Origin of the sequence: Gluconobacter oxydans, assembly GCF_006539685.1 — a bacterium.
GTDB classification, from domain to species: Bacteria; Pseudomonadota; Alphaproteobacteria; order Acetobacterales; family Acetobacteraceae; genus Gluconobacter; species Gluconobacter oxydans.
In genome coordinates this window covers 30,500-46,435 of sequence record NZ_BJNM01000017.1, presented here as the reverse complement: position 1 = coordinate 46,435, position 15,936 = coordinate 30,500, and the positions used below count along the sequence as shown (strand labels likewise).

Annotated in this window: 9 protein-coding genes and 1 riboswitch; of the genes, 6 read left to right on the top strand and 3 right to left on the bottom strand. The window is 61.7% G+C overall.

The genetic code is table 11. From position 1 onward, the window contains the following. Window positions 1–6: 6 nt before the first annotated feature. The gene (locus GOX01_RS08470) at window positions 7–2,004 is read right to left on the bottom strand and encodes a TonB-dependent receptor plug domain-containing protein (RefSeq protein ID WP_024716736.1); all 1,998 of its coding nucleotides are present in this window, start codon (window positions 2,002–2,004) and stop codon (window positions 7–9) included. A 107-nt stretch (window positions 2,005–2,111) separates the two neighbouring features. Further along, a riboswitch (cobalamin riboswitch) is annotated at window positions 2,112–2,320 on the bottom strand. 159 nt (window positions 2,321–2,479) lie between these two features. Between GOX01_RS08470 and GOX01_RS08465 the strand changes: the two genes are divergently transcribed. From GOX01_RS08465 to GOX01_RS08440, 6 genes are all read left to right on the top strand, one after another. Continuing rightward, on the top strand, window positions 2,480–3,247 hold the full coding sequence (locus GOX01_RS08465; protein ID WP_062269638.1) for a sulfotransferase family protein: 768 nt from the start codon (window positions 2,480–2,482) through the stop codon (window positions 3,245–3,247). 223 nt (window positions 3,248–3,470) lie between these two features. Next, complete coding sequence (locus GOX01_RS08460) at window positions 3,471–6,008, top strand: TonB-dependent receptor (protein ID WP_011252581.1); 2,538 nt, start codon at window positions 3,471–3,473, stop codon at window positions 6,006–6,008. 156 nt (window positions 6,009–6,164) lie between these two features. Next, entirely contained in the window at window positions 6,165–6,668 is a 504-nt protein-coding gene (locus GOX01_RS08455) for a ferritin-like domain-containing protein (RefSeq protein ID WP_011252582.1), read from the top strand. A gap of 50 nt (window positions 6,669–6,718) precedes the next feature. Continuing rightward, on the top strand, window positions 6,719–7,957 hold the full coding sequence (locus tag GOX01_RS08450; RefSeq protein ID WP_011252583.1) for a metallophosphoesterase family protein: 1,239 nt from the start codon (window positions 6,719–6,721) through the stop codon (window positions 7,955–7,957). Next, window positions 7,957–11,367: a YhaN family protein gene (locus GOX01_RS08445; RefSeq protein WP_062269635.1), complete on the top strand. Its 3,411-nt coding sequence runs from the start codon at window positions 7,957–7,959 to the stop codon at window positions 11,365–11,367. The genes GOX01_RS08450 and GOX01_RS08445 overlap by 1 nt, the downstream gene beginning before the upstream one ends. A gap of 212 nt (window positions 11,368–11,579) precedes the next feature. Then, a complete protein-coding gene (locus GOX01_RS08440; RefSeq protein WP_011252586.1) occupies window positions 11,580–12,458 on the top strand; it encodes a helix-turn-helix domain-containing protein in 879 nt (292 codons plus the stop codon). A gap of 15 nt (window positions 12,459–12,473) precedes the next feature. Here the strand turns inward: GOX01_RS08440 and rfaE1 are convergent, their stop codons facing one another. Then, window positions 12,474–13,913 (bottom strand): D-glycero-beta-D-manno-heptose-7-phosphate kinase, encoded by a 1,440-nt coding sequence (rfaE1, locus tag GOX01_RS08435; protein ID WP_011252587.1) that lies wholly within the window; start codon window positions 13,911–13,913, stop codon window positions 12,474–12,476. 130 nt (window positions 13,914–14,043) lie between these two features. Further along, window positions 14,044–15,915 carry a molecular chaperone HtpG gene (gene htpG / locus GOX01_RS08430; RefSeq protein WP_011252588.1) on the bottom strand — a complete coding sequence of 624 codons (1,872 nt, stop codon included), beginning with the start codon at window positions 15,913–15,915 and terminating at the stop codon, window positions 14,044–14,046. Between the last annotated feature and the right edge of the window lie 21 nt (window positions 15,916–15,936).

The following is a 15,936-nucleotide window of genomic DNA, read 5'->3' as shown; positions in this document are numbered from 1 at the left end:
AACGCCTTAAAGGCCAAACGTCACACCGCCATAGAAGGACCGGCCCGGCTGGAGATAGCCGACCGGGTTTTCATAATACCGGTTCCCCAGATTGTCGCCGCGCGCGAACAGGGTGACGAAGTCGGCCAGCTTGTATTCCGCAGCGATGTTCACCGTGACGTAGTCATGACCGATCGTGCTCATGGACGTGTAACGGTCGAGATCGTGCCAGCCGCTGACATAGAGCAGGCTTGGCGTGATGCTCAGGCGCTTGGTCGGCGTCCAGATGACGCTGGCTGTGGCCTTGTGGCGGGGCCGGCGCACGAGGGCAGCGCCGGTGCTGCGGTTCGTGGCATCCGTCCAGGTATAGGTTCCGCGCAGATCCACGCTCTTGATGATGCGGTAATCGACGAAGGCTTCCACACCATGCGTCTGGGCGCGGGCGACATTCACATAAGTGTAGTTGTAGCCCGACAGCGCCGTGTTGATGAGGTTGCGGACATGGTTGCCGTAATAATCGGCGCCGAAGGTCAGCTTGCCGTCCAGAAGGCGCTCTTCAAAGCCGGCATCGAAACCCAGGAGACGCTCGGCCCGCAGGTTCGGATTGGCCAGGAAGTAATAGGTCGGGTAGCTGACGAAGAGCTGGTTCAGGGACGGACCGTGGAAGCCCGAGCCGCCGCTGGCCTTCAGTGTCAGGCCGGTGCCGGGGATCTTCACGGCAGGAGCGACGCGCCAGGTCACGTAATTGCCGTAACGGGAATTGTTGTCGTAGCGGATATTGGCTGAGCCGAAGAGGATGTCGTGCCAGTGGCCTTCGAGCTGTCCCCAGGCGGCGTTCGTCGTGGTCTGGGCGGAAACCGGGGTCATGATCCGCTCGCGGATATAGTCGTATCCGACGAGGAAGGAGCCATTATGGCCGAGATGGGTCAGGCCCTGCCAGTCCACTTTCAGACGGTCACCGCGATTGGACGAGATATCCGGATCGCCAGCCGTAATGTCATGGCGGTCATAAGTGATGTAACCAACGCCCAGCGTCTGCTCGAACACGCCCTTGAAGGACTTCAGATGAGCGGTACCGCGCAGGATGGCCTGTTTGAGGTCGCTCTCGTTCTGCTGGGCTGACGGCAGCGTAGGGTAGGAGCTGTAATCGTCGGCGACGTATTCGTAATCCGCCTGCGTCAGATGGGCCGTAAAGCCGAGATCGAAATTGTCCGTCACGTCATAGCCGAGGCGTACATTGGCCGTACGGTTGTCGTTGCGGTTGGACGCGACATCATGGCCTTGGACCTGCGCGCGGATGGCTTTCGGCACGGCCTGATAGTCGCCGACATGGTTATGCGAGACTTCAACCATATAGTGGAAACGATGGAGCGAACCTGAAAACCCGGCCGTCTCGTTCTTGGTGGAATAGCTGCCACCTTCAAGACGGACAAAACCGTGCAGCGGTCCCTGCCCCTGCTTGGTCGTCATGTCGATGACGCCGCCCATCGCATCTGCACCATAAAGACCACTCTGCGGTCCGCGCAGGATTTCCACCCGGGCCAGACCATCGGTGAGGAACTGCGCCGTATCAAATGCCCCGGCCGGCGTGGACGGATCATTGATGTCCATCCCGTCCAGCCGCACCTTCACTTCATTGGAATTGACCCCGCGCATGAAGATCGACCCCGTCCCGCCGGGGCCGCCCGTGCGCACCATGTTCAGGCCCGGCTCACGCGCCAGAAGGTCCGCAAGGTCGCGCCGCTGCAGAAGTTCAATGTCACGCTGGGTCACAACCGTAACCTGCGAGCCGACCTTGCTGATGTCCTGCGGGATGCGATTGGCCGTTACGGTGACGGTCTCGGGGACGGTAGCGGTCACGGCGTCCGGCGTGCTCTGCGGGGCACTGGTGGCTGTCGTCCGGGGAACAGCCGGGGGTGCCTTGGGCTTCTGCGGCGGTGCCGGTTCCTGGGCCGGGACGGACGCCAGCGCGGGAACGGCGACAAGCATGCTCGTCGCGAAAAGAAGGCAGGAAATACGGGGCATGGCGATAGTAATGTCTCGTCGTTCTGCGTCGCCCTCAAGAAGGAGGCAGACCCGCAGTGACAGGGCCTGACCCGGCGTTCCGATGCACCCCGCCCGGACCGTCCTTCGGACAACTCATGCTGACGGCAGGTCTCCTGGCTCGCGCTCCGGTCTCAGGCCCCTTCCCGGCACCGGGCCAGTGGGTTCTCTCCTGAAGCCGTACTGTTCGCCCGTTACGGAGCGACAGTCAGCACTTACAGTTGCGGGGGCAGCCGCAGTTTTGCACTGCGTTCCCTTTTCACCCGGCAGGCCGGGCACCGTCAGGTGTCATGAAGCGCCCCGGGCGACACAAGTCAAACACAAACATCCATTTCTGGCTGATTTGATACCGCACAACTCTGCAACATGGCTTTCATTCTGTTACAATACGGCCTTTGCCTCGAATATCCCCGGACGTCAGTGTTCCTGCCATCGGATACAGGATCAGGACACGATCATGACGACCCATTCTGCTGCCCAGACGGTTCACCAGGACCGCGACCTTCCGACAGGATGCGATGGCATGAAAGCAGAGGGGCCCGGTCTTCCCCAGCGCCTGTTGTGCAGCACCTTCCGGGTCCGGCAGTATAACGACGTCCATGCCCGGGCCGCCGATCTGAAACTGCGACTGCCGCTGGGCCGCAAACGCCTTCAGCGGATCGAACGCATCCGCGAAGCCGGGGCGCTGTTCATCCATGTTCCCAAGAACGGCGGCACGTCGATCTGTGACCTGCTGTATGGCGGGATCATGATGCATGAGACCTGGCGCTATTATCAGCATGTCGCGCCCGATCTGTGCCGGACCCTTCCCAGCTTCGCGATCTGGCGCGATCCCGTGAAGCGTTTCGTTTCCGCATGGGCCTTTGCCCGTCGTGGCGGCACGTCGCGGGTGAAAATCCATCCTTCCGTCAACGCGCTCTACCGCTCGTTCCACACGCTGGACCATGCCATCGACCACGTGGAATCCTGTTCGTCGGTTTACGAGATGGACCATGTCTTCCGTCCGCAGACCCTGTATGTCTGCGACCGCAATGGCCGGCTTGCCGTCGATCAGCTGTTTTCGATGGACCGGATCTCGTCCCTGCCCGATCTGGTGCCTGTCCTGAAGGGCAAAACCATTCCCCATCTGAACGGCAACAGCCACGATGTCGTCCCCACGGCCGCGCAGGCAAAAAGGACTCGACAGCTCTACAGCGCAGACGAGGCACTGCGTCCGGCAGAATGACTTTTTGAAACGATCGCCCCAGAAAAACGGGTCATGTCTTCCAAATGTCACAATACGCAGGGAGTTACCTGCCATTTCGTGCCGTTACATCAGCGAAATGTGACTAAATTGCCATATCCCTTTCATGTCATACTGTATCACTCTACATCTGATTGAAATAGAGCCGGTACTCATGCTTTTTCTCGGTTGAAAGTTCACCTGACCGAGAAAGACCGAAAATACGATGCGCCTTGCTCGCCTGCTTTCGACTTCGGCCCTGTTTGCGTTCGGTACGGTGTCGGCATTTGCCGCACCCGCAGACAGCACGGCCTCTTCCAACAAGAAGAGCCCCACGAAAGTCGCTGCTGCCGCTCCGTCCATGATGGGCAATACGGCTCCAACAGACGAACATGAAGAACATGTCTCCGTCAGCGGACATCACACCTATTTCGATGGCGTAACGCGCCGCGATGTCGGTGGTGGTCTGATGCAGAAACAGGACTCCGCAAAGTCCGTTTCGGCCATCTCCCGTGACTACATCGAAAAGCAGGCACCGGGTCAGGACCCGATGCAGCTGATCGCACTGCTTCCGGGCGCAAACGTTTCGTCTTCCGATCCGGCAGGTCTGACGGGCAGCCACATGAGCGCCCGCGGCCTCGACCAGTCGCAGATGGGCTTCACGCTTGAAGGCTTCCCGATCAACGATATCGGTTCCTTCTCGGTCTATTCCCAGGAAATCGTGGACTCCGAGAACCTGCGCAAGGTCAGCCTGGCACAGGGTTCCGCCGACCTCGACAGCCCGCATCTGAGCGCCACCGGCGGCGTGGTCGACATGTACATGATCGATCCGAAGATGAAGAAGGGCGGCGCGTTCGACGTCTCCTACGGGTCATACGACTACACGCGCGGCTTCCTGCGTCTGGATACCGGCAAGATCGGCCAGACCAACCTGCGCGCCTATTTCTCCGGCTCCTATGCGACCGAAGATGCCATCCACTCCATGGCCACGAACCGCAAGCTTCATGCCGAAGCGAAGTTCGTGAACGACTGGGGTGACGGCAACCGCGTCTCGCTCGCGATCGTCGGCAACCGCCTTTACAACTACCTGACGCCGAGCGTGAACCAGGCGTCCTGGGAGACGTACGGTTTCGGTGTGAAGGACCAGTACATCGCGCCCTGTTACAGCGGCAGCACCTGTACCCGTCCGAACGGCACGACGTTCAAGAACACGTCCGGCTCCACGATTTCCAACACCTCTTATAACGGTGTCTACAAGGACCCGACCGGCAAGACGACGGCAGGTGACGCCAGCTACTACAAGCTGCATCAGAACCCGTTCACCAACATCTATGCCAGTGCGCCTTCCACCTTCAAGCTGACGGACCACCTCGTCCTGACGGAAACGCCGTATTTCTGGTACGGTGACGGCAGTGGCGGTGCGGCCTACAGCCTTCCGACGAGCTGGGGCGCCACGTCCATGAGCGGTACGCTCGATGGCAAGACGCAGACAAAGGGCAGCCTGATCTACGAGCCGTCCATCACGACGACGTATCGTCCGGGTGCCGTCACGAAGCTGACGCTGACCACGGGTGTGAACCGTCTGATGGTCGGTTACTGGTTCGAATATGCCAAGCAGTCCCAGACCGCACCAGCAACGGGTATCGCTTCCGATGGTACGCCGTGGAACCTGTGGGGCGCCGGCCCGAACTTCGTGTTCAATGACGGCACGACCTACCAGTACCGTCAGAGCCTGACGCAGACGCGGACGCATACGATGTTCATCGGCGACAGCCTGTCGCTGCTGCACAACAAACTGACGATCGACGGCGGCCTGAAATATGCCATCGTCACCCGCGATGCGCACAACATGCTGCCCGATACGTCCACGGGTCCGTACATCAACAAGACGTATTACCAGCCGCTGCCGACCGCTGCGATCCGTTACCAGATCAATCCGGAAATGCAGGTCTTCGTCTCGGGTTCCACGAACTTCCGTATCCCGACGAACTACTCCCTGTACGACGCTGGCACCTACTACAAGAACGGTGGCTATTCCACGCACGGCTCGACCAACCTGCAGCCTGAAATCTCGATTTCGGAAGAAGCCGGCTGGCGTTACACGGGTCCGACGGTCATGGCCTCGGTCACGTACTTCCACTACAACTTCACGAACCGCTTCTTCTCCCAGAGCGAATGTCTGGACGAGAGCTGCAGCAGCTACGCAACCGGCAGCATCAACGCTGGCGGCCAGAGCACGAACGGTGTGGATGCCGAAGTCGGAACGCGTCCGATCTTCTATCACATCCGTCCGTATGTCTCTTTCGAGTATGTTGATGCCCGCACGACGAGCAACCTGCGTGCCGGCAGCGGTTCGTCCATCGACTATCTGCCCACCAAGGGCAAGTTTGCTCCGGAAACGCCGAAGTATCAGGTTGGCTTCAACCTCGATTATGACGACGGCAATGTCTTCGGTGCCTACAACCTGAAATACGTCGCCAAGCAGTATTCCACGTTCATGAACGACGAGAGCATCCCGGGCTACGTCAAGATGAACATCACCGTGGGCTACCGCTTCAAGAACCTGGGCTTCCTCCAGGCCCCGAACGTCAAGCTGAACCTGACCAACATCACCAACAAGCACTATCTGGGCTTCCCGATTGGTCTGCAGACCAATGCCACGACGATGCGCGGCATCTTCGGCAACACGGTCAAGGGTTCCACCCCGACCTACATGATCGCGGCACCGTTCGCTGCGACGGGTTCCATCAGCGCCGGCTTCTGATCCCTTCAGACCCTGCTGAACCTGAATGCCCCATGCCGGTCTCCGGCATGGGGTTTTTCATGCCTGGAAGGGCTTTTGTGCAAGGCTGTCGTGCCCTTGCGCTCTACCTTGCAATATGGCCATTTATGACTGCGCCAAAGATGAAAAGGATCCACGGTGGGCAGAACGAAAACGACAGCCAGATCAGCGCTGGATATCTATCTGGACGCCCTGCGGGATCACCTGTCCATTGAATCCAAGGCGATCGAGACCGCGCTTTCGGAGCTTCCGGTATGTGAGCAGTATCCAGGGCTGTGCAGCCGGATGGAGCAGGATCTGGCGATGGGCCGGAGCCATGCGCGGGAGATCACGATCCTTCTGTCCCGGCACGGACACCCTGCCCCGGTTCCCCATGAGACCGTCTCGTCCATTCTCAGCACCGTCTCGGGGCTGCTGCATGGGGGTGAGGAGCATGACGTTCTGAAGAACGTGCTGGCGGCGAGCGGGTATCGCGCCCATCAGATCGCCTCGCTTCAGGTGCTGATCGTGCTGGCACGGCAGCTTGGCTTTGCGCAGGACGCGGCCGCGCTGGACTGTCTGAAGGATGAGGAAATAGCGGCGGCCGGGGCGCTTGAAGGGCTGATGCCGGAAATCGTGGCGCAGTATCTGGCGGCGGCCTAAAGCGGCTCAACGCGGCTTGCAAGACATCCGTGAGGGCGTAAACTTCGGGCATGTCCTCATTCCGCTTCCTTCATGCTGCTGACATCCATCTCGACAGCCCCCTGAGGGGGTTGAGCCGTTACGAGGGGCTTCCCGAAGCGGAAATCCGCGGCTCCACGCGGCGCGCGCTGGACCGGATGGTCGAGACGGCACTCACCGAAAAAGTCGATTTCGTCGTGCTGGCTGGCGATCTGTATGACGGAACCTGGCAGGATGTGGGAACCGGGCTTTACATGGTCCGGGCGCTGAGCCGGCTGGTTCAGGTGGGCATCCGGGTCGTGACGCTTTCGGGCAATCATGATGCCCAGTCGGTCATTGCGCGCGAACTGCCGCTGCCGGACGGGATCGACCATTTCTCCTATGATGCGCCGCAGACGCTGCACTGGCCCGAACTGGGTGTGGCGCTGCATGGGCAGAGTTTCCGGGACCGGCATGTCACGCAGGACATGACACGCGCCTATCCCGCGCCGGTGGCGGGGTGTTTCAATATCGGGGTGCTGCATACGTCGCTCTCGGGATATGGGGAGCACGAGACCTATGCCCCCTGCTCCGTCGAGACGCTCTCGGCCAAGGGGTATGATTACTGGGCGCTGGGGCATGTCCATGCGCGCGAGATCGTCTGCGAGCATCCGTGGATCGTGTTTCCGGGCGTGCTTCAGGGGCGTCATGCGCGGGAGACCGGGGCGTGTGGCTGTGAGCTGGTCACGGTTGAGGATGGGATCGTCCGGTCTGTTGAATTCGTGGAATGTGATGTTGTGCGCTGGGCCCGACTGGAGCTGGATGTCAGCGGGATGCAGACCATGGATGCGGTTCTGGGCGCGGCGCGTCAGGCGATGGAAAACGCGCTCTCCGATGCGGGGGGCCGGACCGTCATTGCGCGGATCGTGCTGACGGGGCGGAGCGTCCTGCATGACCGGCTGTGCGCGTCGCAGGCGTGGAAAGAGGATCTGCGGGGCATTGCGGTGTCGATGGCACAGGGGACAGCCCAGATCGCGCTGGAGAAAATCCGCAACGAGACGTCCGCACCGGCGCATCGGGCGGGAGTGGCGGAGACGCGGGAGCTGGATCTGGCGCTTGAGGGGCTGATGCAGGACGAGGATTTTCTCGCGTCCCTGCCCGAGGCGTTTGAAGGGTTTTTCTCCGCCCTGCCCTCCTGTGTCGAGCGGGACAGTCTGATGCCGGACGGGCGGTTTCCGCTTGAAGAGGCGCGGGCGGCGTTGCGGGCGCGGCTGGTGGGGGAAACGGAATAATGCGTTTCGAACGTCTCGATCTTCTGCGCTATGGCGGGTTTCAGGATGTCACGCTGAGCTTTCCGAAGGGGAAGCGGGACCTGCATGTCATTTACGGGCCGAACGAGGCTGGAAAATCGACGACGCTCTGTGCGATCCGGGATTTCCTGTTCGGGTTTCCGCATCATATTGCCGGAGACTGGATGACGGCGGCCCCGCTGCTGCGGGTCGGGGCGTGTCTGGAGCAGGACGGGACAGTTTTTGAGGGGATGCGGCGTCGGGGACGGAACCAGACGCTTTTTGCAGCCGATGACAAAACACCTCTGGATGATCTGCCGCTGCGGACCTGGCTGGGCGGACTGGATGCGAAGGGGTTCGAGGCAGCCTGGGCGCTGGATCATGCGCGGTTGCGGGACGGTGGCGAAGAAATGCGTCGGCTGAAGGACGATGCGGGGCTTCAGATCCTAGCGGCGGGTCTGGGTCTTGAGGGCGTGGGGAAGCTGGCTGCGACACTTCAGGACGATGTCAATTCGGAATGGAAATCCGGACGCGCGCGCTCGGCCCTGCAGCAGGCGAAGCTGAAGCTGAAGGAGTTGCAGCAGACGCTGCGTCAGGACACGACGACGGCGAGGCAGCTTTCCACCGCGAACCGGGCGCTGTCCGTTTCCGAATCGGAACGGTTGGCTTGTGAGAAGGAAGCGCAGGCTCTTGGGGTGCGTCGCAGGACCAACTCGCGTCTGAGAATGACATCCGTTCCGATTCAGAAACTGATGGAAACGGAAGCGGAGATCGCCGCATTTCCGCACTGGGATCTGACGGTTCAGGACTGCGCACGGATTGAAAAAATCCTGGAAAACCTGCACCGGGAAGAGGAAGCACTTTCGGCTGCGCGCCAGAAACTTGAGGCGGTGTCCGGGCAGGTCCGGGACTGTGGCGAACCGCATCCCGTTCTGGCGGAGCAGGATGCCATCCGCGCACTTCTGGGTCGGGGTGTTCTGGTTGAGCGTCTTGAGGCGGCAGCGGGGGACCGTCAGGCGCGGCTGACGCGGGACGGGATCTGGCTTGAGCAGTTCTGGGCACGGCATGGCTGTGAGCCGGACGTGCTGCCAGACCTGTCGGAGCTGGATGATCTGGACCGGCGGCTTCAGGAGCGGGCGCTGCTGCACACGCAGGAACAGGATCTGCGGGACAGGCTTCGGGAGACGGAGCAGGCGCTGAATGCGCTTCATCCGCAATCCGTTTCGGAAGCGGATGAAAATGGAAACGGGGAGCGTCTGCGTCTCTTCCGGCTGGAACTGGATGAGGCGCGGAGCCTTGGTCCGCTGGATGAGCGGATCGACGGTCTTTCGGAGGCGATTGCGCGGCAGGAAGACGTCACGGCTTCTGCTTATGGGGCGCTGTTGCCCTGGCGTGCGACAGGTGCGGACCGGAAGGCCGAGCTGACGGCGCTTGCATTACCGGACATGGCGGCGCTCGAAGAAGAAGCGCGGCTCCGGGCGGGGCTGGAAGAGCAGCGCCGGGTGGCGCGCGAGGACGAGCAGGCGGCGGAGACGGACCGCGCGCATCTGGAACAGCAGCGGCGGCGGCTTGAGGAAGGCGGCCAGGCCGTTTCACGCGAGCAGCTTTCCGCGGCGCGGCAGGAACGCGACCGGCTGTGGCAGGAAATGGAGCGTCATTTCCAGTCCGGGGCCTGTCCATCTCCGGCGATGCGGGAGGCGTTTGGCGTTCTGGTCCAGAATGCGGATGGTCTGGCGGATCGGCGTCATGACCATGCCGAGCAGTCGGCGCTGCTTGCGGCGCTATCGCGTCAGGTTGAGGATCTGACTCTGAAGGCGGGAGAGGCCCGGCGCAGGGCAGCACATGCGGAAGCGGAACTGGATCGGCGCGATGCCGCATGGGCGGCTCTGCTGGGGACGTTGGGCGCACCGGTGCTGCCTCCTGCTCCGCTTCAGGTCTGGATTACGCGCCGTCAGACGGCGCTTGCGGCCGAGGAGCAGTTGCAGGGCATGCGGGCGCAGTTGCAGGCCGCCATGCAGACCCGGGCGGATATGAGCCGGCGGTTGCAGGCTTTCGTGCCGGCGTGTCCGTCCGAACGGCTGGCGGTTCAGATCCGGCAGGCCGCATCGGTCCTGGAGCGCGACGAGGCTCTGGCTAAGCAGAATGAGGCCCGGAATGCGGATCAGCGCCGGTTGCAGGAGGCTGTGGCAAAAGGCAAGGCAGCACAGGCCGGACTGGAGCGCAAACTGGCGCAGTGGGCCGAAGACTGGGCGCTGGCCTGTCAGGCCTGTCGTTATCCGGGACGGCCGGACCGGGCGGATCTGCGGGATGTGCATGATGCGCGCGTAATCCAGACACGGATGGAAAGCGAACAGAAGGAACAGGCCGCCGAAACGCGCGATATTGCGGCGTTCCGCACGGAACTGGGGACGTTCCTTCAGCGCCACGGACAAGGATCGGCGGCCGAACTGGAAGCTTTCCTGACGCAGGCGCTGGCCCGCGAGCAGAAACGGCAGAATGTGGTTCAGGCTCATGCCGCGCTTGAGGCCGAGGTTACGCAGAAGGATCTGAAGATTGCATCGCTGGTGGCGGAGCTGGCGCCTGTGCGGTCAACGCTGGGTCTGGGGCCGGACGATGATCTGCGTCATGCACTGTCGCGGGCGTGCGAGCGGGCTGCATTGTGCGACAGGCGTGACGAGTTGCGCGATCAGATCCTGCAGGCCGGAAATGGCCGTCCGATTGATGTGCTTCTGGAAGAGGCCCGCGAAACGGACCCGGCGCAGTTGGAAGAGGAATTCGAGGCCATCGAGGCGGAAACGGTGGCACTGAACACCCGCAGGTCGGAGGTGGACGAACGTCTGTTTACCGCGCGCAAGGTTCTGGACGATCTGGAAAATGCCCGGGGCGTTCATGAGACGGCCGAGGAAATCCAGGAGACGGAAGCGGATATTGCCGAGCGGGCCAGCCGCTATGTCTCGCTCAGGCTTCAGCAGCTCATGCTGTCGCGGCTGGTGGAGCAGGGGCGGCAGCAGGCTCACGGGCCATTGCTGTCCCGCGCCGGAGCACTGTTTTCGCGGCTTACGCTTGGGCGTTATGTGGGGCTTGCGACAGAAGAGGACGGGTCGGACGGGCTGGTTCTGGCGGGATGCCGGCCGGGGAACACGGCGCTTGTTCCCGTTCATGCCATGAGCGAGGGCACGCGCGACCAGCTTTATCTGGCGTTGCGTCTGGCGTCGGTCGAGCAGGCGCTGGAGCGTGGAATCCGTCTGCCTTTCCTTGCGGATGATCTGTTCGTGACGTTTGATGAGGAGCGCACGGAGGCGGGTCTGAAGATTCTGGCGGAGATTTCGGAAAAAACGCAGGTTCTGTTTTTTACCCACCATGGGTATATCTTAAATCAATCGAAAGAAATTGGCTGTCTTACGGAACTATAATTCCGTTTCTAAAAAAATGTTTACTTTATAACATTCCAATGCTTCGCAGTTTCGTGAATGACACCGAGTGACGAAATAGTATGAAATACAGTCTGGCTATTTTCCTTTGAGCTGATTTTCCATATAGCCATCCTGACATGGGTGTTTTGACTGGTTTTACTATTAAAAATGGTGTTTAACGGCATTCCCACTTTCCTTCACGGAGCACAGTCGTGACTGAAAGCCCCCGCGGTAGCCTGAATGCACAGCGCATCATCCCGCTCGCGACCCTTGCGGCACCTCCCCGTGGAATGGAGCCGATCGTCGTTCGTCTCAGCACAGCCCTGTCAGCGGGCGTTGCGGAGATTCTGGAGCAGGAGCGGGCGGTTCTGGTGCTGTCACGGCAGTCTACGGGCAGGCTTTATCTGGATCAGCACCAGTTCTCGACGCTGGCCACGCCGCCACGTGTCGAGCCTACGGCGGATGTCTTTCTGCTGAGCGTCACGCGCAGTGCACTGCTGCGGTATCTTCCGATGCTTGCGGGGCTACCGCCCCTGTCTTTCAATATGGAGAAGGGGCCGGGGGCGTTCCTGCTTTCCGCGGGGTCCATGCTCGAGGCCGGTGTGCTGGAAGGTACGATTCCGCAGACACGCCAGCGCCTTATGCAGCATGTCACGGATCTGCTGATCACGACGATCCTGGATTGTCTGGAGCTGGAAGTCAGTGTCGCGGGACGGCGCCGGCATCGGCAGAAGCATATCCGCCACTATATCGAGACACGCCTGCACGAGCATGATCTGACGCCACAGAGCATTGCGGAAGCGTCGGGCATTTCGACCCGGGCGCTCTATCAGCTTTTCGATGGCGAGGAGGGGGCGGTCGCGGGGTGGATCCTCAACCGGCGGCTTGAGCGGATCCATGCGGATCTGACGAACCCGGCCCATGATGCACTGCCGATCGCGCAGATCGCTCTGAACCATGGCTTTCGCAATGCCGCGCATTTCTCCCGGCGTTTCCGGCAGAAATTCGGGGCGTCCCCGCGGGAAATCCGGCAGCGTTCCGCCTTGCGGCTGGGGCGGCTGGAACAGACGGGATCGTCAGGGCGACGCTAACCAGGACGGGGCCAATCAGGACGGGGCTGACTGCATGCCCCGGACGAGGCGGGTGGTGGACTGGCCTTCGACAAGGTCCACCAGCACGACCTTGCCGCCATAGCTTTTAACCACATCGGCACCGACCACCTGGTCTTCGGTATAGTCCGCGCCCTTGACGAGAATATCCGGCTTCAGAGTGCGGATGACCTCCAGGGGGGTGTCTTCGTCGAACAGTACCACGAGATCGACCGAGCGCAGGGCGCCGATGACCCGGGCGCGGGCCTCTTCCTTCTGGACCGGGCGCGTCGGGCCCTTCAGCCGGCTGACGGAGCGGTCCGTGTTGAGGGCCACGACCAGCCGGTCTCCTTCACGGGCCGCCGCCTGAAGCAGGCTGACATGGCCGGGATGGACCAGATCGAAACACCCGTTGGTGAACACAACCTTCGCGCCGTGCCGGTGCCAGCTTTCCACGATGCGGGCTGCCTGTTCGACGGGCACAAGGGCGCCTGTTTCTGGCATTTCCTGCAGCAGTTCGCGGGAGAGTTCTTCCCGCGAGACCGTGGCGGTTCCGAACTTGCTGACGGACAGGGCCGCGGCAGCGGTTGCGATGACGACGGCTGTTTCCAGCGTCTGACCGGCGGAAAGCACGGCGGCGACCGTGGCGACGACGGTGTCTCCGGCGCCCGAGACGTCAAAGACTTCGGATTTGCGGCTGGCAACATGCAGCGGTTTGGCGTCATGCTGCCAGAGCGTCATGCCGTCTTCCGAACGCGTGACGAGGACGTTGCCGCCGAACTGGCCGGACAGGGTTTCCGCGACTTTCAGGACCTCGCCATCCGTGCGCGCCGGCAGGCCGCTGGCCTGTTGCGCCTCGATGCGGTTGGGTGTGACGAGCGTGGCGCCGGCATAGGCTTCGAAGGTGTGGCGCTTGGGATCGACGATGACAGGGATGCCCTTTTCGCGGCCGGCGGCGATGATGGCGCGCAGGACCTCATCCGTCAGGACGCCCTTGGCGTAATCCGAGCAGACGAGCACGTCCGAGACGGCGATCGCACGGCAGGCTTCTTCCACGAGGCGCTGCTGGAGTGTTTCGGAAAGGGGGGTGAGCTTTTCGACGTCGATGCGCACGATCTGCTGGCGGCCACTGACGACGCGGGTCTTGGTGATGGTGGTCCAGTCGGGGGACGAGACGATGCCGTCCGTCTCGATGGTGGGCCAGAGTTTCAGGGTTTCCTTCAGGCGCGCGGCCGAATCATCCTCGCCTACGAGACCGACAAGATGGACCTGGGCGCCTAGGGCAGCGGCGTTGACCGCCACATTCGCCGCACCGCCCGGCACACAGCGCAGACCGTCATGCAGGACGACGGGAACGGGGGCTTCAGGGGAAATCCGGCTGACGCCGCCTGAAATATACTGATCCAGCAGCAGGTCACCGATTACCGTAATGCGGCCAAAGCGGAAATCGTCGATCACAGGCCTGCTTCTCCTTCAGTCATGCGCGGCGGTTCATATTTCACCGGAGTACGCAAAAAGAAAAGGCGAGGGATGACACCCTCGCCTTTTGCGAACCGGACCGGAGACATGGCTTGCTCCGGGTCTTTGCTCATTCTGCGGCAGGACCGGCCAGCAGCGTTGCGAGCGAGCGGCCGAAACCGGTCGGATCGGGAAGGGGCTCGCCTTCCTGCACGCGGGCCAAATCCAGCAGGACGGTCGCATAGTCCTTGACGCTCTCGCCCTTTGCGACACGCTCGGCCAGGGCCTTGATGAGCGGATGCTTCGGGTTGATCTCGAGGATCGGCGGCATGGCGGGCATGGCCTGGCCCGAACGGCGCATCAGGCGCTGCATCGTCAGGTCCGGACCACCATCGGACGTGATGACAACGGCACTGCCCGTCAGGCGGACGGTGCTGCGGACGTCCTTAACCTGATCGCCAAGCGCGTCCTTGAGGGCCGGGACCAGCTTTTCGACGTCTGCGGCTTCGGTCGTGTCTGCTTCCACAGACTCGAACTTTTCCAGATCGCCATGGGAGTGGGTGACGGAGCGCAGGGGCTTTTCCTGATAGGAAGACAGACGCTCCGGCCAGAAGCCATCCACCGGATCGGAGAGAAGCAGGACTTCGAGGCCGCGGGCGCGGAAGCCTTCAAGCTGGGCCGAGGACTTGAGCGCGTCGAGACTGTCGCCGGTCAGGTAATAGATGGCGTCCTGACCATCTTTCATGCGGGAGATGTAATCATCCAGCGTGATCAGGTCGTCACTGTAGGTGGAGTGGAAGCGGGCGAAACCGGCGATTTCCGTCCGGTGTTCGGCGTCTTCCCACAGGCCTTCCTTGATGACGGCGCCGAAGTTTTCCCAGAACGAGTTGAAACCGCTATCGGCTTCTTTCGCGCGCTTGCTGATCTCGCTCAGGACGCGTTTGGTCACGGCCTTGCGGATGCGGGCCAGGACCGGTGTGGCCTGAAGCATTTCACGCGAGACGTTGAGCGGCAGGTCTTCGGTGTCGACCACACCCTGCACGAAGCGCATCCAGTTCGGAACCAGTTCGGCTTCGTCGGTGATGAACATCCGGCGGACATGCAGATGGATCCGGCTTTCGCGGGACTGCTCCATGAAATCGAACGGGCGGGCGCTGGGCAGGAACAGCAGGGCCGTGAATTCGGTCACACCTTCCGCGCGCCAGTGCAGCGTCGCATAGGGCTCATCGAAAGCATGCGAGATGTGCCGGTAGAACTCGGCATACTGTTCCGGCGTGATCTCGGATTTCGGCTTGCTCCACAGGGCTGTGCCTTCGTTGGCAGCCTGGTCTTCGGTGGTGCCGTCTTCCTTGGTTTCACGCAGGGTGATGGGCCAGGAGATGTGGTCTGCCCATTTGCGGATGATCGAACGCAGACGCCAGCTGTCCAGGAACTCGTCAGCATCGTCCTTCATGTGCAGGACAATGTCGGTACCCGGCGTGGAGCGGGAGGCGGGGGTGAGCGTGAAGGCGCCCTTGCCGTCGGACGACCAGGTCCAGGCTTCGTCGGAACCGGCCTTGCGGGACGTGACGTCCACACGGTCAGCCACCATGAAAGCCGCATAAAAACCCACACCGAACTGGCCGATCAGGCTCGGACGGTCTTCCGGTTTTGCGGCATTCAGCTTCTCACCGAAGGCGCGGGTGCCGGAACGGGCAATCGTGCCAAGGTTCTGGGCCAGTTCGTCATGGGTCATGCCCACGCCATCATCGGAAATGGTCAGCTCTTTCTGGCTCTTGTCCGGATTGATGCGGATGGACGCATTTTCCGGAAGAGCCAGCGCGCTGTCCGTCAGGGCCTCGAAGCGGCGCTTGTCCGTGGCATCGGCCGCATTGGCGACGAGCTCACGCAGAAAGATCTCACGATCCGAGTAAAGGGCATGGACCACCAGATCCAGAAGACGTCCGACTTCGGCACTGAACTCGTGCTTTTCGGCTGCCTTCTGGGTGTTCGTTTCACTCATCTCATCAGTCTCCGTACAGGA